Here is a 20,218-nt window from a genome sequence, read left to right as displayed (position 1 = left end):
GGATAAGGCTCATGGTGCCGCGTCTTAACTCGCCCCGAATGGCGTTGCGTGCATCTGCGTCTTGATCCTCAGCCGAGGATTTGAAAGAGCCCTTCTCTAATTGGCACTGCGATTGTGAGGCAAGCCACCATAGCGGGGGGCTTGCCTCTCCCTACCGCCTACAAATCTGTCCAGCAAAATTGAAAAACAGACCGAGGCAGGCCAGATCAAAAAACACTGTGCCCGCCATTGCCTTGAAGGTAGATATTCGCCAGCTCCAGCCAATCACCGCGTCCAGCGACTCGAACTATGGGCGGGGTTACTGACAGGGCAGGCGTTCGGCTCTAACTCAACGAGTCTCAAATGATCCGCTGTAGGTGTCCAACGCCATCGCCAGCGCGGACATTTCCTCTTTCAACGCCGCACCCGCCCGCCGCAGGGCCTGCCCGTCAGACTTCACCTCACAGGCGGCCTCCAGTTGCTCACAGGCCAGGATCAGGCGTCGGGCCTTGACGATGCGCGCGCCGCCCTTGACCTTGTGCGCCAGGTCGGAGAGTTCCTGCCAGTCCTGGGTGGAGCAGTCTTCGCGGAGCCGGGCCATGTCCTGCTGGTTGCTCTGCGCCAGGTCGTTCAGCAGCTCGCGCATCGCCGCCTGATCGCCGCGGACCAGTTTTTCCAGGGCGGCGAAGTCGATGTCGTCGACCTGCTCCTCGGCGGCCTGATCCGCCGGCGCCTCCACGACGACCGGCTCGAACCGGTCCAGGCGCTGCTTGAGCGATTCCAGGCTGATGGGCTTGAACAGGCAGTCGTCCATGCCGGCCTCCAGGCAACGGGTCTTTTCATCCGGTTGCGCGTTGGCGGTAAAGCCGATGATCAGGCACGGCGCCAGGCGACGGTCCGCTTCTTCGACACGAATCGCGCGCGACAGGGCATAGCCGTTCATGATCGGCATATTGCAGTCGGTGATCACTACGTCGAAGCGCTGCTGGCGCCAGGCGCGCAAGCCATGGGCTCCATCCTGGGCCTCGACCAGGCGGTGGCCCAGGTAGCCCAGCTGCTTGGACAGCAGCAAGCGATTGGCCGGGTAATCGTCAACCACCAATATGTTCAGCTCGCGTTGCTGGGCGGCGTCGACCGTGGCAGGCGTCTGGGCGGGCAGCGGCTCGAGGACGGGAACCTGCAACAACACTTCGATCTGCGTGCCCTCGCCCAGCACGCTGCTCAAATGCAGTTGCCCACCCATCATTTCGCAGAGGGTGCGGCTGATGACCAGCCCCAGGCCCGAGCCACTGCGCCCGGACTGGTTGTTGTTGCTGGCCTGGGTGAAGGGGCTGAACAGGCGCTGCTGGTCCTCCACGGAAATACCCTGGCCGCTGTCCTCGACCCGCAGCCGCATCGACAGCGGCTCGCCGGGGGTGTCGGCCAGCACCTCCAGCGACAGGCGCACCTCGCCCTCGGCGGTGAACTTGATAGCGTTGCTGACCAGGTTGGAAACGACCTGCTTGAACCGCAACGGGTCGATCGACACATCGCAATCGGCGCGGGCATCGAGCGCAAGCTCCAGCTTCAGATGCTTCTGCTGCGCCAGGCCCTCGAAGATCCGCGCCACCGACCTGACCAGCTCGCGCAGATTGGCCCGGCCGGGGGTCAGCGACAGCTTGCCGGACTCGATGCGGGCGATGTCGAGGATGTCGCCGATCAGGTCCAGCAGACCGTGGGCGGCCCCCGACGCGACCTCGATGGCAAACCGGTCGAGCACGCCCTGGTCGGACTTTTTCAGGGCCAGTTCGAGCATGCCGATTACCGCATTGAGCGGTGTGCGAATTTCATGGCTCATGGTCGCCAGGAAGGTGGTCTTGGCCCGGTTGGCTTCCTGGACCAAGCCCAGCAGTTGCTCACGCTCGCTGACATCGATCCAGCCGGCGATCATGCCGGCAATGGCCCCTTCGCTGTCCTTGTACGGCAGCATCCAGTGGTAGATCGTCAGCCGTTGCCCATCCGGCCGCACGAGAAAGCGATCCTGGACTTTCGCCACGCCGTCACGCATCACCTGTTGGTACTCGGCGTGAAAAGCCGCAGCCTCGGAACTGTCGACAAATCCGCGATCGGCAACGCGTTTGTTTTTGACCTCCTCCAGGCTCAGGCCCAGGACCTCGAGGTAACTGGAGTTGCAGATCAGCATGCGCCCCTCAAGGTCACGCACGTAGATTGGATGCGGCGTGCCGTCGATCAACGCTCGCATGAATTCCAGCTGGTTGTTCAGCGCCCGCTCGGCCACTTCGCGCCTATGGATCAGGCGGCGCAGATAAGCGATCCAGACGAACGCCAATAGCAGCAATACACCGGCGATAAAAAACCCCTGGATGATCGCGCTGCGATTACGCAGCCAGAAGTTGTCGTCGATTACCACCTCGCTGCGCCAGCGACCGGTGATCTCGGCCATTTCTTCGGGCGAGATGCTCAGCAGGGCCTTTTCCAGGATGGCGTACAGCTCCAGGTTGCCGCGATTGGTGACAAAGGCGAACCGGGCGGGTTCTATGCCCACGGTGCTGGTGACCTGCAAACGGTCCCGATACTGGCGCGAGATCATATAGCGGGCGCTGAGCAGGGAGTTGGCGCCGGCATCGACCTCCCCCTTGGCGACCATCGCCATGACCTGGGCGGCGTTGTCGGCATAGACGATCTGAATGTGCGGAAAACGGCTGGCGATGTAGTCGGTGAGGAACGCACCGCGGATGATCGCCAGGCGCTTGCCGGCCATGTCATCCAGGGTCGCCGGGCTCTGCGGGCCGATGCGGTTGATCAGGACATACGGAGTCGTCAGATAAGGCCGGGTAAAGCGCATCTGCCCTTCCCGCTCGGCACTCGGGGTCAAGGCGGCCAGCAGATCGACCTTGCCCTCCTGCAGGCTTTCGATCTGCCGGGCCATCGAGGTGCCGCGCACTACGTCGAACTTCAAGCCGGTGCGCAGGCTGACCTTGGCCAGCACATCGCCGCTGACGCCACGCAGCGCGCCTTTTTTGTCGAAAAACGACAGCGGCAGGAAGTTCTCCATCGCGGTGACCGTGACCCGTGGATGTTTTTCCAGCCAGCGTTGCTCCTTGGGCGTGAGGTGCAGGCGATTCTGCCCCGGGATATTCATTTCCGAGGAGCCCCAGCGCCGCAGGATCGCCATGCGCTCGCCAATGGGAATCGCCGCGATGGCGGCATTGATAATCTCCAGCAGCCGGGTGTTGCTTGCCGACAAGGCAAAGGCAAAGCGGCTGCCCTCCATCCGCGAAAAGTCCGTGAGCTGGACGTTATTGAGGTAGTTCATGCCGATCAGGTAGTTGGCGCTGATCGCATCGCCGAGGTAAGCATCCGCCTTGCCGAAAGCCACGGCGCCGATTGCGCTCAGCGTCGAAGGGTAAAGTTGCAATTGCGCATCGGGATAGACGCGGCTGACGCTCTGCGGTGGCAGGTAGTGATACAGCATGGAAATCTTTTTCCCGGCCATATCCGCGGTAAACGAAGCGCCATCATCGTTGCGGGTGACGATCATCGGCTGATCGTCGGCATAGGCGGTGGACATGACCAGTTCGGGGTCGGTTTCTTCGAAGCCGTTGGCGGTGCCCAGCAGGTCGATTTCACCGTCTTTCAACGCACGGATTACATCCGTGCGGGACGGGAAGCGGCGCACCTGCACCTGGACATGCAGTAATTGGGCGAGCAGCCCCACGTAATCGGCGGTCAGGCCTTCGTAATCGCGACCGTTGCCGGTTACGTCGAATGGCGGGTAATCCGGCGCCGAAACCCCAAGGTACAACGTGCCTTTCTTGCGCAACCAGCTCCAGTCCACCTCGGCCAACCCGACCTGGTGTTCGCCCAGCCCGGAGCGCCCAAGCAACTGCAGGGTTTCCACTTCGGGCTCATCGGCGGCCTGCGCCACCGCCCATGGCGGCGCCAGCAACACCAGCAGGGCCAGGCACACGCGCAGTGAGTATTTCATCAGATCAGGTTGTTGCGCTTGGCCAGTTCCGAAAGGTGCACCAGCGAGCTCACATTGAGCTTCTCGATCAACCGGGCTTTATAAGTGCTGATGGTCTTGTTGCTCAGGAGCATGTCGTCGCCGATCTGCTTGTTGCTCAGGCCCTTGGCCAACTGCTGCAGGATCGATAGTTCTCTGTCGGAGAGGCTCTCGATCAATGCCTGCTCGGAGGCTTCCACGTCCCCTCGGCGCACCGAGTTCAGGGTCAGGTCAGGGAAGAAGGTATAGCCGGACTTGATGGCGTTGATGGCCTTTACCAGCTCATCCAGATCATCGGCCTTGGACACGTAGCCGGCCGCCCCCGCCCGCATGCAGCGCATCGAAAAGAACACCGGGGACAAGGATGTCAAAACCAGGACCTTCACCGGCAGCTTCAACGCCGAAATTCGGTTGAGGGCATCCAGGCCGTCGACCCCCGGCATGGAGATATCCAGCAGCACCAGGTTGGGCTGATGTTCGCGGGTCAACTGGACGGCCGACGCGCCGTTGTCGGTTTCAGCGACGACCTCGTACTGCTCCTGCTTCAGAATCATTCTCACGGTCGAACGAATGAACGGGTGATCGTCCACAATCACGGCTTTGAGCATAGGAGCCTCTGGAAATGGGAAATCGAGTCGGGAAGGCATCATGGCGCCACACGCAAAGCGCCTGATATCCCGCTACGGCTTTTAGCATATATGAGCTTTTACAAGACCGCGCGCGGCGTGTTTTGGCCGAGGCGAAGCGCTGGCTAAACCTCTTCTTGCCCAGCGATGGAGGGCGCCCGCAGCCACGTTAACAGTTCATGGGAAGACATTGGCTGGGCATAGTAAAAACCCTGACCCACTTCACATCCCATGTTGATCAGCGAATAGCACTCTTGCTGATTGCTCACGCCTTCGATCACCAGTGTCATATTCAGCGAGCGAGCCAAGGCCACGGTGCTGGCGATCACCGCTTTGCTGCGCGGTTCGTGAATGCTGCGGACAAATTCACCGTCCAGCTTGATCTCGCTGAAAGGCAACTGGCAGAGCAATTTCAACGAGGAAAAGCCCACGGCAAAATCATCGATCGACAGCCCGCAGCCCATGACTCGCAAGCGCAACAAACTCTCCTGGATCCTGGGCTGGATCTCCAGCAGACCGTTTTCCGCCAGTTCGAATGTCAGGGCCGCCGCCGATACCCGATGGCGCTTCAACGCCTGACGAATATGGTCGGTCAAGCCCGCTTCCAGCAATTGCGAAGCATGCAGGTTGAACGACATCTCCAACGGGCGACCATCGCGCTGGAGCATGCTGAGCAGGCTCAGGCCCTGCTCCAGCAACTGCTTGAACATCTCATCGATCAGATCGTAGGCCAGCATCGCCGCGAGAAAATCCTTGGGCAGCAGCAAACCCTTCGACGGGTGTTGCCAACGCGCCAGGACTTCAGCCCCGGCCACCTGCCCATTGGCCAGGAAGAACTTGGGCTGGAAGAATGCCCGGAACTCGCCCAGGGCGAGCCCGCGGCGAATATCCTGTTCATTGGGCAAGGTAGCCACTGGCGTAGGCATCGAGGTCATCACCTGACATTGGCGCTGGTAACGCTGCAGGATCTTTTGCAGGGCCTTGGCCTGTATCGGCGTGCTCAGGGTTCCCAGCAATTCGACCCCCGAGAACGAAGCCATCTGCTCAATGGCCCGGCGTAACTGCGGCTGGAAATCACAATAGAGAATCACCGCCCGGACTGTCGAAAGCTGGCCTGCGCAATTGAGGAAGTCCAGGCAGTCCATGCCCATGTGGGCCAGGTCGCACAGGGCGACATCCACCCTGCCCTGACGCTGCATCAAGGCCAACGCCTGCTCCCCACTGCTGGCCTGCAAAATATCGAAAACCCCCACTTGCTGCAGCGCAGCGACCACCGCGCTGCGTTGAGCGGAGTGTTGTTCTAAAACCAGAATACGCAGGGCGGTCATCAGTTCGTCTGCCATTGCCACGGAGCCAGGGAAAGCATTTTGCTGGCTGAGGGCTCAGTGTTGAGCAGGGAGGTTCCCAGAGACTTGTAGGAATTTTCTCAAGCTGAATCAGCGACCTAGCGCCAAGGGGCTGAACCTGTTGCGTCCGGACACAAGGAGCTGACGGCCTCGGATGATCATGACTTGCGCTGGTAATACTCAGCCATGAAATCGACAAATACCCTGACCTTGGCGGGCAGGTTCCGGGCATGGGGATAGAGCGCGTAGTAATGACGCACGCCGAGGGTGTATTCAGGAAGAATCCGCACCAGCCTGCCCGCCAGCAGGTCGTCCTGCACGGTAGCCAGGGTAAACGCCGCCACGCCTCCGCCAGCCAAGGCGCAGGCGTGTAGCGCGCTGATGGTGTCCGTATGAAAGCTGCTATCGGGAATCACAGAAACCGATTCGCCCGTTTCATTGACCAGCGACCAGGGAGTGGCCGAGGCAAAGGTCAGCAACCGATGTTCGTTGAGTTCGGCGACGCTGCGCGGCAGGCCGCGCCTGAATACGTAGGCGGATGACGCCACCATCACCATCGGTGAGACGGTGAGCAAGCGCGCGACCAGGCTGCTGTCGGCCAAGGGACCGCAGATGCGGATGGCCACATCGAAGCCATCGGCCACCAGATCGACAAAAGGGTCCGAGCAGGACAGGTCGATCTGGATATCCGGATACCGCTGCTGGAACGCCGGCAGCCAATGGGCCAGCTCCAGGGTGCCGACCACCAGCGGTGCACTGATGCGCAGCAGCCCGGAGGGGCGCTCCCGCTCCTGAGCCACGGCCTGGGACGCGGCATCGACGCGGTCCAGGATGTCCACACAGGCGGTGTAATAACGCTCGCCCGCCGCGGTGAGGCTCATGCGCCGGGTGTTGCGATTGATCAGACGCACGCCGAGCGTGGACTCCAGTTGCTGCAAATGTCGCGACACCGAGGAATGCGTGGTGTCCAGCCGCTCGGCGGCGGCTGAAAACCCCTGGGCTTCGACGATACAGCGGAACACACGCATGGCGAGCATCTGATTCATAGCGGTTTAGCGCACCGGCAATTTGAGGATCTGGGCGGTGGTCATCACGTCGCCGAAGGTGTCCTCGACCTCGGCCAGCGCGGCCTTGTGCAAGGCGTCCTTGTCGATCGTGTCACCGTTGACGCGGGTGATGTCGCGAGTGGCCGAGGCATCGGAGGCGACTATGACCTTGTAGCCCAGGGGCGCGGCGTCACGGGCGGCACCGGCGACACAGGCGTGGGTCATGAGGCCGGAGATGATCAGGTTCTCGATGCCGGCGCTCTTCAGGCGCTTGTCCAGATCGGTACTGGCGAAGACGCTGACCGTGCTTTTCTGCAGCACCTTGTCCTTGGCCCGCGGCTGCATGTCGGGGTGGAACTTCACGGTTTCGCCATCGATGGCAAACACCGCCGAACCGGCCGGGGCAACGTGCTGGACGTGATAGACCGGCAGGTTGTGGCTGTCGGCGAACTTGATCAGCTCCCGGGTATTGGCCAGGGCCTTGGCACCGTCCGGGATCGGCATCTTGCCGGTGAAGTATTCGTTCTGGAAGTCGATCACCACCAGCGCGGACTTGCCGGCCGGCAACTCGCTGACCGGCGTGGCGCCCGACATGGCGCGAATGGTCGGATGGCCTTCAGCCAGGGCAGCGCTGCTGGCCACAATGCCGGAAAATGCACAAGCGGCGAGAAAACGACGGGTAAAACGTTGCATGGGTATTTCCTTCTTCGGTCGAGTGAATGAGCAAATGCTAGGGAAATACCTCAAGCTCGAACACAGTGCAGGCCGTACAGAACCTGTGCGGTTTTCGCACAAATGGGAGTGTTCGGCAATCTGCAATATGCGTGGTTCACCGTCTGCCGAAGCACCGCCCATGAAGGGCGAGCCGCGCGTTATCGTTGATCTCCATCGCGGGCAAGCCTCGCTCCTACGGACGGCGACGCCTGCGCTTGCGTAGGAGCGAGGCTTGCCCGCGAAGCGATTTCACAATCCCCTCCATCAGAGCTTCCAGTCCCCCGCCTCGGCAAAAAACGCCCGTGCGTTGTCTTCCAGGCTTTCCAGGTGGTAGCCGCCTTCCTGCACGATCAGGCACGGCAGGCCGAGACTGCGGATGCGTTCGCCGAGGCGGGCGAAACCTGCGCGGGTTACCGCCACTTTGCTTTGCGGGTCGAGCTCGTAGATGTCGAAACCCAGGGACAGCACCAGCACTTGTGCGTCGAAGCTTTTCACCGCCGCCAGGGCGGTTTCCAGCTGGGCGAGGAAATCGGCTTCGCTGGCGCCGTGAGCCATTGGCAGGTTGAGGTTGTAGCCCTGCCCCGCGCCGCTGCCGCGCTCGTCGGCGAAACCGGCGACGCCCGGGTAGAAGTTGGTCGGGTCGCCGTGCACCGAGACGTACAGCACGTCGTCGCGTTCGTAGAAGATTTCCTGGATGCCCTGGCCGTGGTGCATGTCGGTGTCCAGCACCGCGACCCGGGCGAATTTTTCGCGCAGTACCTGGGCGGCGATCACCGCGTTGTTCAGGTAGCAGAAACCGCCGGCGGCTTCGGCCCGGGCGTGATGGCCCGGCGGGCGGCACAGGGCGTAGGCCGCCGGTTCACCGTCGAGCAAGGCACGGGCGCCGGCAATCGCGCTTTGCGCCGACCAGTAGGCCGAACGCCAGGTCAGCTCGCCCACCGGGCAACTGCCATCGGCCAGGTAACGCGCGGCCTGGGCGAGGATGCCGCGCAGGGCGTTGGGCTCGCGGACGAAGATGTTCGACATCACCTCGTCGCCCCAGTCCTCGGGAATCTCCTTCCAGCGCAGGTGGGCTTCCTTGAGGAATTGCAGGTACGCCGCGCCATGCACCGCCAGCAACGGTTGCAGGCCGGCATCCTCCGGTTGCTGCACTTCAAACCCCAGGGAGTGCGCGGCCTGGACCAGGCGCTGGGCGCGTTCGGGCACTTCCTGTGGCGTGCGCATCTGGCCGCGTGAGTAATAGCTGCGCGGATGGTGCAGCAGCTGTTCGGGGTGGAAAAAACTGCGCATGACCTTCTCCTTATTCGACCTGGCCGGCGCGGGCCAGCACGGCGTTGAGCAATACGTCGGTACCCTGGCGCACGTCCTCGGGCAATACGTCTTCGGCTTCGTTGTGGCTCAGGCCGCCAACGCACGGAATGAAGACCATGGCCGTGGGGCAGAACCGCGCCAGGTGAATCGCGTCATGGCCGGCGCCGCTGACAATCGATTGCTGAGCGTAGCCCAGGCCATCCACCGCCTGCTGCACGGTCGCCACACAGTCGGCATCGAAGGGCGTGGCCGGGCTGATCCAGTGCGGGCTGATGGTCACCTTCAGCTGGCGTTGTCCGGCGATGGCAGCAAGCCGCGTGCGTACTTCCTGCTCCATGGCGGCGATGGCGCTGTCGCGGTGGTGCCGCAGATCGACGGTGAACTGCAACAGGCCGGGAATGGTGTTGCGCGAAGACTTGGCGATGCTCAGCTCGCCAACAGTGGTCAGGCCCTCGGGGGTAAAATCCGTGGCCAGGGTTTCGATCGCCAGGATCATCTGCGCGGCGCCGTAGAGCGCATCCTTGCGCAGCGGCATCGGTGTGGTGCCGGCGTGGGCCGCCAGGCCTTCGACCTGCACGTCGAGCCAGCGGATCGCCTGGCCACCGCTGACCACGCCGATGCTCTTGGCGTTGTCTTCGAGGATCGGCCCCTGTTCGATATGCGCCTCGAAGTAGGCATCCACCGCCCCGCCCAGCGGCCGCGTGCCGGCATAACCGGTGGCGTGCAGGGCCTCGGCGACGCTGATGCCGTCGGCGTCGCGCACCGCCAGGGCGCTCTCCAGGTCCATGATCCCGGTGAACACCGCCGAGCCGAACATGGCCGGGGTGAAACGCGCGCCCTCCTCGTTGGTCCACACCGCCACCTCCAGCGGCTTGCGGGTCTGGATCCGCAGATCGTTGAGGCGGCGCACCACCTCCAGGCCAGCGAGCACGCCGTACACGCCATCGAAGCGCCCGCCTTCGGGCTGGGTGTCGAGGTGGCTGCCCATCATCACCGGGGCGGCGTCGGGGTCGCTGCCCGGACGACGGGCAAACAGGTTGCCGATGGGGTCGACGCTCAAGCTCATGCCAGCCTCGCGGCACCAGCGGGCGAACAGCTCGCGCCCGGCCTTGTCGTCCTCGCTCAGGGCCAGGCGGCAGCTGCCGCCACGGGCAGTCGCACCGATTTCGGCCATGGCCATCAGGCTCGCCCACAGGCGTTCACCGTTGATCTTCAACATGCTTCGGTTCTCCGGATTCGATAAACACTCAAGCCATTTCCAGGCGGTGGGCGGCTGCGTGACGACGGGCCAGGGCCAGCACGCAGAGCAGCGAAATGGTCGCGATCAGGCTGTAGAACAGCGCCATCGGCCACCACTGGCCGGCGAATTGATGGGCCAGCCAGGTGCCGATCAGCGGCGTCAGGCCACCGGCCACGGCGCCGCAGATCTGATAGGCCAGGGAGATCGCGGTGTAGCGCACGCGGGTCTCGAACATGCCGCTGACGTAGCCGGCGATCACCGCATAGAAAGACGCCATGCACACCACCGCCAGGGCGATGCCGAGGATGATCAGCGGCGCCTGGCCGCTGCTCACCAGCACGAACATCGGATACGGCGAAGCCATGGCCAGCAACGACACCAGGCACAGGAAGCGCGTGGCGCCGATCTTCTCGGCGGTCCAGGCCGCCAGCGGCTGGATGCAGAACTGGATGATCGCCACCACGAACAGGCATTCCAGGATCAGCGAGCGCGGCAACCCCAGTTGCTGGGTGCTGTAGGCGATCATGAAGGTGTTGGTGAAATACACCCCGGCAATCCCTAAGGTGTTGGCGCCGATGCACAGCAGCAGCGGGCGCCAGGCGCTGTGCAGCACCTCCATCACCGGCGCCTGTTCCTTGCGCAGATTCTTCTGTGCCTGCTCGCGGCTGGCGAGGAATTCCGGCGACTCATTGACCCCCAGGCGAATCGCCAGGCCCACCACCAGCAACAGCGCACTGGCGAGGAACGGCAGGCGCCAGCCCCAGCTCATCAGGTCTTCTTCGGGCAGGCGGGTGACCGCGCTGAAGGCCAGCAGCGACAGGATCAACCCGGCCGGGCTGCCCAACTGCGCAAAGGACGCGAAGAAGTTGCGCCGGCCCCTGGGCGCATGCTCGCCGGCCATCAACACCGCCCCGCCCCACTCGCCACCGACGGCGATGCCCTGGACGATGCGCAGCAGGATCAGCAGCACCGGCGCCGCCGCGCCGATCTGTGCATAAGTCGGCAGCAGGCCGATGCACACCGTGACCACGCCCATCATCAGCAGGGTGATCACCAGGGATTTCTTACGCCCGATGCGATCGCCGATATGGCCGAATACGATGCCGCCCAATGGCCGGGCGAAGAAGCCCACGGCGAAGGTGCCGAAGGCCGCCATGGTGCTGAACAGTTTGTCGTCGGAGGGGAAGAACAAGGCGCCGAACACCAGCGCCGCGGCGGTGGCGTAAATGTAGAAGTCGTACCACTCGATCATGGTGCCGATAAAGGCGGCGGCCGCCGCACGGCGCGGCTGGGGCGAAGCTGAAGGCTTCATGGATCGTGCTCCTTTGATTATTTTTCTGGCAGGAGAGAACGGGAATGCAGAGGCGCTCTGGCGGCGCCTGTCTGGGAGGGATTTATCGTCGCGAGGCTATAATTAGTCAATTTTCTATTTATTATGCTAATTATTACCGCTGCTTATTATCAGCCCTATCCTTCGACCCAGAGCCCCGCGCCATGTCCAACCGCCTGCCCGACCGCCTGCTCAACGACCGCCTGGACTGGAACCTGCTGCGCACCTTTCGGGTGATCGGCCAGGAGTTGAGCATCAGCCGCGCGGCCGCCCGCCTGCACCTGACCCAGCCGGCGGTGAGCCAGGCCCTCAAGCGCCTGGAGGAACAATTGGGCCGCCAGTTGATCGCCCGGCGCGGACCACGTTTTGCTCTGACCGAAGTCGGCGAGCAGATCTTCCACCTGGCCGGCGAAATCTACGGGCAGATGTCCCAGGTCAGCGGCGTGCTGGAGCAGCCGGCCGACGAGGTGATCGGCAAGGTGCGCCTGCTGATGATCAGCAGGATCTTTTCCGAGCGTTTCGATGACTTCCTCGCCGACTTCCATCGCCAGCACCCGCGGGTCGACCTGGAGATCGAGGTGCTGCGCAGCTCGGACATCGTCAGCGCCTTGCAGGAGAAAACCGCGACCCTCGGCCTGAGCCTCAACCGCCGGCCCCAGCCGCGCCTGGAACAGCGGCTGTTCCTGCGCCAGCGCTATGCGTTTTTCTGTGGCAAGCACCATGGGCTGTTCGGTCAGCAGGACGTGTCCGAAGGCGATTTGCAGCGGGAGAATTTTGTCAGCTTCACCAGCGACCAGATCGGCGGCATGCTCTCGCCGCTGACCATCTTTCGCGACCAGCAGGGCTTCAGCGGGCGCATCGTCGCCTCGTCGCCGAGCCTGGAGGAAGTGCGGCGCCTGGTGATCGCCGGCTACGGCATCGGCTGCCTGCCCGAACATGTGGTGGCGGCCGATGTCGACGCCGGGCTGCTGTGGCGCCTGCCGCCCGACGAAGGTATCGCCGACGTCGACATCCATCTGCTGTGGAACCGCGAACAGCGCATGAGCCGCGCCGAGACGGTCTTTATCGAGGCCTTGCAGGGCTGCCTGGGCGCTCAGTAACCCTGGGCCCTGTCCACCTCGTTCAACAGCGCGGTGCCGGCTTGCAGGCGCCGCAGGTTGTCCGCCACCTGCTCGGCGATGCAATCGTGGGAGGCCGCCGAGGCCATGTGCGGAGTGAGAGTGACCCCGGGCGTGCTCCACAGCGGATGATCGGCCGGCAGCGGCTCCTGCTCGAACACGTCGAGCAAAGCGCCGCGCAGTTGGCCGCTGGCCAGGGCTTGGCGTAAGTCGTCGAGGTTGAGGTGGCCGCCGCGCCCGACATTGACCAGCGCCGCGCCGCGGGCCAGCCGGGCAAAGCTGTCGCACCCGAGAATGCCGCGGGTCTCGGCGGTCAGGGGCAGCAGGTTGATCAGCAGTTCCACTTGGTCGAGAAAGGGCTCCAGCTGCCCCGGTCCGACGAAGGTTTGTACCCCCGCCAGGCACTTGGCGCTGCGAGCCCAACCGCGCACGTCGTAGCCGGCGGCGGCCAGGTCGAGGGCGATGGCGCTGCCCAGGGAACCCAGGCCCATGACCCCGACCTTGAACTGCCGCGCCGGCCGTTGCAGCGGCCGCTCCCAGTGCCGTTCGCGCTGTTGCTCCAGCACCCGGTCGAAGCCGCGGTGATAGTGGATCACCGCCCAGCGCAGGTACTCGGTCATGCCCTGGCGATGCCCCGGGTCCACCACCCGGCACACCGGCAGGTCCGGGCATGAAGGGTCGTGTTCCAAGTGGTCGATGCCCGCCGCCACCGAATGAATCACTTGCAGGCTGGGCAAGCGCCCCAGGCTGCCGGCGGGTGGGAACCAGCACGCGGCGACCTGCGCCTGAGCGGCACGCGGATCGTCGGCCAGCACCGCCTGGACCTGTGGCGCGCAGCGGGCGAAGGCGGCCTGCAATTGCTTGAGCAACAGGCTGTCGCGGGACAGCAGCACCACGATGCTCATGACAGATAGGACTCGCGCTGGGACTCGATCAAGGTCAAGGCGGCCTCCCAGGCCAACTCGATGATGTGGTCGGCGTCGTCGCGTTCGAACTGTTCGGCGGTGTGGGCGCAGACCTGCGGCGACGGGTAGTTCAGCTCGCAACCGCCGGCCAGCGCCTGGACCTGGGCCTGGCAGGCACGCTCGAGGAAATGGATCTCCTGGAACGCATGGGCGACGCTGGCACCGCCCACCAGCAGGCCGTGGTTACGCAGGATCATCGCCTTGTGCGGGCCAAGGTCGGCGATCAGGCGCTCGCGCTCGTCCAGGGACAGGGCAATGCCTTCATAGGTGTGGTACGCCAGCTTGCCGTAGAACTTCAGCGCATGCTGGCTGATGGGCAACAGCCCCTGCTTCTGCGCGGCCACCGCCATGCCGGCGGCGGTGTGGGTGTGGATCACGCAGTTGAGGTCCGGGCGCGCCATGTGGATCGCCGAATGGATGACGAAGCCGGCGGCGTTGACCCGGTGCCCGGCGTAGTGCGGGTCGACGATGCGCCCCTCCTGGTCGATGCGCACCAGGTCGCTGGCACGCATGCGGTCGAAGATCACCCCGTAGCGGTTGATCAAAAAATGATGCTCGGGCCCTGGAATGCGCAGGGTGATGTGGGTGTCGATCAGGTCGGTCATGCGAAAGTGCGCGACCAGTCGATACAGGGCCGCCAGCTCGCAGCGGGCCTGCCATTCAATCGGGCTCATGTGTTCGGGTTTGCTCACGAATACACCTCTTTGGCAGCGTGGTGGACAGGCGGGTTGGCGCGCAGCCGGGCCAGGCCGCAGACGCCAATCAATGACAGGGCCGACAGCAGGCTGAAGAACACCGCCAGCGGCAGCCACTGTCCGGAAAACTTGCTGGCCAGCAGGGTGCCGATCAGCGGCGTGCTGCCACCGGCGACCGCACAGGCCAGTTGGTAGGCGATGGAAATCCCCGAGTAGCGCAGGTGCACCGGGAAGGCCTGGGTCATGTAGCCGGCGATCACCGCGTACAACGCCGAGAGAATCACCACCGCCAGGGCGATGCCAAGGGTCATCAGCACAATGTTCTGAGTGCCGACCAATAGGAACATCGGGTACGGCGTGGCCATGCACAGCAGCGCCACCCACTTGAGGAAACGCCCCTCGCCGATACGCTCGGCCAGCAACGCGGAGACAGGCTGGGACAGCAGCTGAATGATCGTCACCAGGAACAGGCAATCGAGAATCGTTGCCCGGGAAATGCCCTGGTACTGGGTGACGTAGGTGATCATGAAGGTGTTGGTGAAGAAGAAACCGGCCGAGCCGATGGTTACCGCAGCGGCGGCGAACAGGATCTGCTTCCAGCAGCTGCGCAGCACTTCCATCACCGGGTACTTGGCGGTTTCGTTGTTGTCCCGGGCCTTGGCGAACTCCGGCGACTCATGCACGCCGGAACGGATCATCAGGCCGAACATCATCAGCACGCCACTGGCGAGGAACGGTAGGCGCCAACCCCACTCAAGGAAGTCCTGCTGGTCCAGGCTGGTCACCAGGCGGAAAGCGATCAATGCCAGCAGCAGGCCGGCCGGGCTGCCGAGCTGGGCGAAGGAGGCGTAGAAGGTCTTGCGTTTGGCCGGGGCATGTTCGCTGGCCATCAGTACCGCCCCGCCCCACTCGCCGCCCACGGAAATGCCCTGGATGATGCGCAGCACGATCAGGCTGATGGGCGCCCAGATGCCGACGCTGGCGTAGCTGGGCAGCAGGCCGATGCCGGTGGTGGCCAGGCCCATCAGCGCCATGGTCACCAGCAGCATCTTCTTGCGCCCGAGACGATCGCCGAGGTGACCGAACACCATGCCGGCCATGGGCCGGGCGATAAAGCCCACGGCGAAGCTGCCGAAGGCCGCCAGGGTGCTCATCACCGGATCGCTGCTGGGAAAGAACACCTGGCCGAGGACCAGCGCCGCGGCCGTGGCGTAGATGTAGAAGTCGTAGAACTCGATGGTCGTGCCGATAAAGGCCGCCGCCGCCGCTCGGCGCGGCTGAGGAGTGCTGTGCATGCAAGGACCCTGTGTATTTGTAGTTTTGGGCAGGTGCGGAAGGCTGATCACGCGGCGCTCTCTGGCGCTTGTGGGCTTTATCGCCGTCGTGCCAGGATTAGTCAATTTTCAAATTCTTATCTTTGCTATTAGCACTGCTACTACATGGAGCCGCCATGCCCGCACCGCTCTCCACCTCCAACCCCTGGGTCGGTCGGCGTTTCCTCAACGATCGCCTGGACTGGAACTTGCTGCGCACCTACCTGGTGATCGGCCAGGAAGGCAGCATGAGCCGCGCCGCCGCACGCCTGCACATCACCCAGTCGGCGGTCAGCCAGGCCCTCAAGCGCCTGGAGGAACAGCTCGATTGCGTGTTGATCGCGCGCAGCGGACGGCGCTTCGAGCTGACGGAGACCGGGGAGGAAGTGCTGCGCATCGCCACCGATATCTACGGCGATATTTCGCGCTTGGGCACGGTGCTGGAGAGCCGCAACGACGACGTGGTGGGCAAGATCCGCATCCTTACCGTCAGCGGTGTGCAGGCGCCGCATTACGACGAGTTCCTCGCCGATTTCCATGAAGCCCACCCGAAAATCGAGTTGGAAGTCGAGGTGATGGGCAGCTCGGACATTATCAGTTCGCTGCTGCAAAAGACCGCGACCCTGGGGGTCGGGCTGTGCCGCCTGCCACAACCCAGGCTGGAACAACGGGTGCTGTTTCGCGAGCGGTATGCCTACTTCTGCGGCCAGCGCCACTGGCTGTTCGGCCAGCAGGACCTGAGCCTGCAACAACTGGCCAACGAGAACTTCGTCAGCTTCACCAGCGACCAGTTGGGGGGCAACCTGTCACCGCTGACGCTGTTTCGCGACCAGCAGGGCTTTACTGGCAAGATCGTCGCCTCCTCCACCAGTTTCGAGGAGATTTACCGCCTGATCTGCGCGGGATTCGGTATCGGCTGCCTGCCGATCCACCTGGTCAGGCGGGATGTCGAGCAAGGGCTGCTCTGGCGTTTGCCGCCGGACGAGGGCGTGGTGGATTTCGATATCCAGCTGCTATGGCACCGGGAGCAGAAGATGAGCCAGGCCGAAACCCTGTTCCTGAACAGCATCCAGCACATGCTCAGTATTCGTGAGCAGATCCCGGACAGCCTGATGTTCAAATGACTCAGGCGTGAGGCACGTCCGGCCCCTTGCCTGGGCTGGCGTACTGCGGCTTCAGGTGGCCTTGCTGATCGAGCAGCCAGGCATCCATGACCTGTCGCACCACGGGGCCGGCGACCCGGCCGCCGGCCTCGCCGTTTTCGATCATCACCGCCACCACGATGCGCGGATGCTCGGCCGGGGCGAAACCGACGAACAAGGCGTTGTCGCGGTGCCGCTCGCGGGTCTTGAGGCGGTTGTAGCGCTCGCCCTGCTTGATCGCCACCACCTGCGCCGTACCGCTCTTGCCGGCGATGCGGTACTGCGCACCAGTCGCCGCATCGCGCGCAGTGCCCCGAGGCGCGTGCATCACCATCTGCATGCCGTGGCTGACCAGGTCCCAGTCGAGCGGGTCCTTGAGCTGGATATTCGGCATCGGGTGCGCATCCACAGGCGGCAGCCCGTCCACGGTCTTGGCCAGGTGCGGGCGATTCCAGATGCCCTTGTTGGCGATCAGCGCCGTCGCCTGGGCCAGTTGCAGTGGCGTGACCTGCATGTAGCCCTGGCCAATGCCGAGAATCACCGTCTCGCCGGGAAACCACGGCTGGCGCCGCGTGGCGCGCTTCCAGGCCTGGGATGGCATCAGCCCCGGCGCTTCTTCGAGCATGTCCAGCGAGACTTTTTCGCCCAGGCCGAACATCGCCAGGTAATCGTGCAGGCGATCGATACCCAGCTTGTGCGCCAAGTCGTAGAAATAGGTGTCGTTGGAACGCATGATCGCCGCGTCCAGATCCACCCAGCCATCGCCACTGTGGTTCCAGTTGCGGTATTTGTGGTCGACGTCCGGCAGTTGGTAGTAACCGGGATCGAAGACCCGCGTCGAGGCGTTGACCACCCCGGAGTCCAGGCCAGCGATCGCCACCTCCGGCTTGATGGTCGAACCCGGCGCATACAGGCCGCGCAGCACCCGGTTGAACAGCGGCCGATCGACGGAATCGCGCAGTGCCGCGTACTCCTTGAAGCTGATGCCGGTGACGAACAGGTTCGGGTCGAAGCTCGGCTTGCTGACCATGGCCAGCACTTCGCCGGTCCGTGGATCGAGGGCCACCACCGAGCCCCGACGCTCGCCCAGGGCCGCCTCGGCTGCCTCTTGCAACGCCACGTCGAGGCTGAGCACGATGTTTTTCCCAGGGACAGGATCGGTGTGCTTGAGCACCCGCATGACCCGGCCCTGGGCGTTGGTTTCCACCTCTTCATAGCCGACATGGCCATGCAGTTCGGGCTCGTAGAATTTCTCGATGCCGGTCTTGCCGATCGACTGGGTGCTCCGGTATTCCACCGAATCCAGGGTCTTGGCTTCCTTCTCGTTGATGCGCCCGACATAACCGATGGAATGGGCAAAATGCGCGCCCATGGGGTAATGCCGCACGAACTGCGCTTCGACTTCCAGCCCGGGCAAGCGGTATTCGTTGACTGCCAGCACGGCGATCTGTTCTTCGCTCAATTCATAGAACAGCGTGACCGGCACGAATGGATGGCGCGCCTGTTTCAGCGCCTTGTCGAACAGGGCGCGGTCTTCGGCGGGCAGGTGCAGCAGGCTGATCACCTGGTCCAGTTCGCCGTTGAGATCGGTAGCGCGTTCGCGGGTGACGGTCAGGTTGAAACTGGGGCGGTTGTCGGCCAGCAGCACGCCGTTGCGGTCGTAGATCAGGCCGCGGGTCGGGGCAATGGGCAGCACATGCACGCGATTGTTTTCGGAGACGGTCGAGTGATAGTCGAACTCGACCACCTGCAGGAAGTACAGGCGCCCGATCAGGATGCAGGTGATGGCGACCACCAACAGAGCGCAGGCCAGCAGCCTTTTGTTGACCAGCCGCGTTTCTTTTTCGTGGTCCTTGATCGGTATCGGTTCAGGCATTGCTACAGCTTCTCGTGGAAATACAGTGGGCGCTGATCCATGCGAGTCAATGTCGGTCCCTTGAAAAACGAGCTGCACCATAGCAAAAACCGCTGCACCGCTTTCATGAAGAATTCGCCCGATTCGTGACGGCCGCTCAAGATTGTTGTTCCGATTCATGCATTTTTCTGAGGTCCGGGCCTGGGGATACTGCTGCCTTGTATCCCTGTGATCGTCTCGCAAAACGGCGAGACGCTGGAGCCTCTCATGCACCCTCGCTTTCAACGCCTGCTCGGCAGGAATAACTTCTCCATCGGCCTGGAACTGCCCCTGGACAACGACTGGTCCAGCGATGGCCAGCGCTTGCGCCAGGCCGAAGGTCGTCCTTTCGGCGTGCCGGATCTCAAGCAGCACGCGACCCTCGCCCGCCTGGCGGACCGGGCAGGCTTTCGCGCGCTGTGGGTACGCGACGTGCCGGTGTACGACCCGAACTTCGGCGATGCCGCTCAGGTCTTCGAGACCTTTTCCTACCTCGGCTACCTGGCCGGCATCACGCAGAACATCATGCTCGGGACTGCTGCGGTGGTCCTGCCGCTGCGTCAGCCGTGGCTGACCCTCAAGGCCGCCAATAGCATCGACGAGTTGAGTGACGGCCGCTTGCTGCTGGGGGTCGCCAGTGGTGACCGGCCGATGGAGTATCCGCTGTTCGGTGTCGATTACGCCCGGCGCGGGGAGCTCTTTCGCGATGCGGTCGAGCTGCTGCACAGCCAGGGTCAGGATCGCTTGCCCGAAGGCGCGCAGTTGCTGCCGCAGCGCGCTGAAGCCGTACCGCTGCTGGTGGCCGGGCTGGGCCAGCAATCGCCAGCTTGGATTGGTAAGCACATGGACGGCTGGCTGGCCTACCCGGGCACCCCGCAGGAGCACCACCGGCGCGTCGCGCTCTGGCGTGAGGTCGGTGGCGAAAAGCCCTACATCAGCTTCGTCCACCTGGACCTCGCCGCTGACCCGCATGCGCCCATGCAACGCCTGCGTTTTGGTGGGTACTGCGGACGCCTGGCACTGATTGACGAACTGCAGGCACTACGTGAGGCGGGCGTGCAGCATGTCGGCCTGCACCTGCGGCGCAGCGAACGCCCGGTAGCCGAGGCCATCGAGGAAATTGCCGAATTCGTATTGCCGAGGTTTCACCATGCCAACTGAATACAACGCCTGGGGCTGGAGCGCAGGCGCTGGCCTGCACCGCTGATCGAATTCGACTTCCATCAACTGCCACAGAAACTGTTGGTGTTGAAAAGTGGCGAGCAGCATGGCAAATGGGTGGCCCGGCTAAGCCACAGCAGCCTGGTGCGTTAACGCAGATTAAGGATGCCTTCGGCTTGAGACAGTCTTGAGTCGAAGCGCGCTCCTCCCCCGTGGCTGGGAATGGCTTTTCTGCGCGCAAAAACAAAACCCCAACTGCTTTCGCAATTGGGGTTTCGGAATTTAATCTTGACGATGACCTACTCTCACATGGGGAAACCCCACACTACCAT

General features: G+C 63.4%; 15 protein-coding genes. 3 read left to right on the top strand and 12 right to left on the bottom strand.

Features of this window, described 5'->3' with window-relative positions; all coding sequences use genetic code 11:
- Positions 1-328 precede the first annotated feature (328 nt).
- The 8 genes from BLV20_RS28960 to BLV20_RS28925 all read right to left on the bottom strand — a co-directional run bounded on the left by BLV20_RS28960 (position 329) and on the right by BLV20_RS28925 (position 11,580).
- A complete protein-coding gene (locus BLV20_RS28960) occupies positions 329-3,967 on the bottom strand; it encodes a transporter substrate-binding domain-containing protein (protein ID WP_092305793.1) in 3,639 nt (1,212 codons plus the stop codon).
- Positions 3,967-4,593, bottom strand: coding sequence for a response regulator transcription factor (locus tag BLV20_RS28955; RefSeq protein ID WP_092305792.1), 627 nt, complete (start codon positions 4,591-4,593; stop codon positions 3,967-3,969). The genes BLV20_RS28960 and BLV20_RS28955 overlap by 1 nt, the downstream gene beginning before the upstream one ends.
- A 143-nt stretch (positions 4,594-4,736) precedes the next feature.
- A complete protein-coding gene (locus BLV20_RS28950) occupies positions 4,737-5,954 on the bottom strand; it encodes an EAL domain-containing response regulator (RefSeq protein ID WP_092305791.1) in 1,218 nt (405 codons plus the stop codon).
- 161 nt (positions 5,955-6,115) lie between these two features.
- Positions 6,116-7,003 (bottom strand): LysR family transcriptional regulator, encoded by an 888-nt coding sequence (locus tag BLV20_RS28945; protein WP_092305790.1) that lies wholly within the window; start codon positions 7,001-7,003, stop codon positions 6,116-6,118.
- Between the two features lie 6 nt (positions 7,004-7,009).
- Positions 7,010-7,696 (bottom strand): cysteine hydrolase family protein, encoded by a 687-nt coding sequence (locus BLV20_RS28940; protein WP_092305789.1) that lies wholly within the window; start codon positions 7,694-7,696, stop codon positions 7,010-7,012.
- A gap of 285 nt (positions 7,697-7,981) precedes the next feature.
- Complete coding sequence (locus BLV20_RS28935) at positions 7,982-9,007, bottom strand: histone deacetylase family protein (RefSeq protein ID WP_092305788.1); 1,026 nt, start codon at positions 9,005-9,007, stop codon at positions 7,982-7,984.
- A 10-nt stretch (positions 9,008-9,017) separates the two neighbouring features.
- Positions 9,018-10,247: a Zn-dependent hydrolase gene (locus BLV20_RS28930; RefSeq protein WP_092305787.1), complete on the bottom strand. Its 1,230-nt coding sequence runs from the start codon at positions 10,245-10,247 to the stop codon at positions 9,018-9,020.
- Positions 10,248-10,275: 28 nt separating this feature from the next.
- Positions 10,276-11,580 carry an MFS transporter gene (locus BLV20_RS28925; protein ID WP_092305786.1) on the bottom strand — a complete coding sequence of 435 codons (1,305 nt, stop codon included), beginning with the start codon at positions 11,578-11,580 and terminating at the stop codon, positions 10,276-10,278.
- Positions 11,581-11,762: 182 nt separating this feature from the next.
- On the opposite strand from BLV20_RS28925, the gene BLV20_RS28920 reads away from it, so the two are divergent.
- Positions 11,763-12,698, top strand: coding sequence for a LysR family transcriptional regulator (locus BLV20_RS28920; protein WP_092305785.1), 936 nt, complete (start codon positions 11,763-11,765; stop codon positions 12,696-12,698).
- Here the strand turns inward: BLV20_RS28920 and BLV20_RS28915 are convergent.
- The 3 genes from BLV20_RS28915 to BLV20_RS28905 are packed head-to-tail and all read right to left on the bottom strand — an operon-like array spanning position 12,692 to position 15,671.
- Positions 12,692-13,621, bottom strand: coding sequence for a 2-hydroxyacid dehydrogenase (locus BLV20_RS28915; protein ID WP_092305784.1), 930 nt, complete (start codon positions 13,619-13,621; stop codon positions 12,692-12,694). The genes BLV20_RS28920 and BLV20_RS28915 overlap by 7 nt on opposite strands.
- A complete protein-coding gene (locus BLV20_RS28910; RefSeq protein WP_009044870.1) occupies positions 13,618-14,373 on the bottom strand; it encodes a class II aldolase/adducin family protein in 756 nt (251 codons plus the stop codon). The genes BLV20_RS28915 and BLV20_RS28910 overlap by 4 nt, the downstream gene beginning before the upstream one ends.
- Complete coding sequence (locus tag BLV20_RS28905) at positions 14,370-15,671, bottom strand: MFS transporter (RefSeq protein ID WP_092305783.1); 1,302 nt, start codon at positions 15,669-15,671, stop codon at positions 14,370-14,372. The genes BLV20_RS28910 and BLV20_RS28905 overlap by 4 nt, the downstream gene beginning before the upstream one ends.
- A gap of 155 nt (positions 15,672-15,826) precedes the next feature.
- Between BLV20_RS28905 and BLV20_RS28900 the strand changes: the two genes are divergently transcribed.
- The gene (locus BLV20_RS28900) at positions 15,827-16,813 is read left to right on the top strand and encodes a LysR family transcriptional regulator (protein ID WP_092305782.1); all 987 of its coding nucleotides are present in this window, start codon (positions 15,827-15,829) and stop codon (positions 16,811-16,813) included.
- Position 16,814: 1 nt separating this feature from the next.
- Here BLV20_RS28900 and mrdA read toward each other — a convergent pair whose 3' ends face one another.
- Positions 16,815-18,707, bottom strand: a complete 1,893-nt coding sequence (gene mrdA / locus BLV20_RS28895; protein WP_092305781.1) for a penicillin-binding protein 2 — start codon at positions 18,705-18,707, stop codon at positions 16,815-16,817.
- Between the two features lie 246 nt (positions 18,708-18,953).
- Between mrdA and BLV20_RS28890 the strand changes: the two genes are divergently transcribed.
- Positions 18,954-19,886 carry a TIGR03571 family LLM class oxidoreductase gene (locus BLV20_RS28890; RefSeq protein WP_092305780.1) on the top strand — a complete coding sequence of 311 codons (933 nt, stop codon included), beginning with the start codon at positions 18,954-18,956 and terminating at the stop codon, positions 19,884-19,886.
- Positions 19,887-20,218 lie beyond the last annotated feature (332 nt).

The organism is Pseudomonas sp. NFIX28, from assembly GCF_900107395.1.
GTDB lineage: Bacteria > Pseudomonadota > Gammaproteobacteria > Pseudomonadales > Pseudomonadaceae > Aquipseudomonas.
The sequence above is the reverse complement of the archived record's forward strand: the minus strand, read 5'-3'. Positions and strand labels throughout refer to the sequence as shown.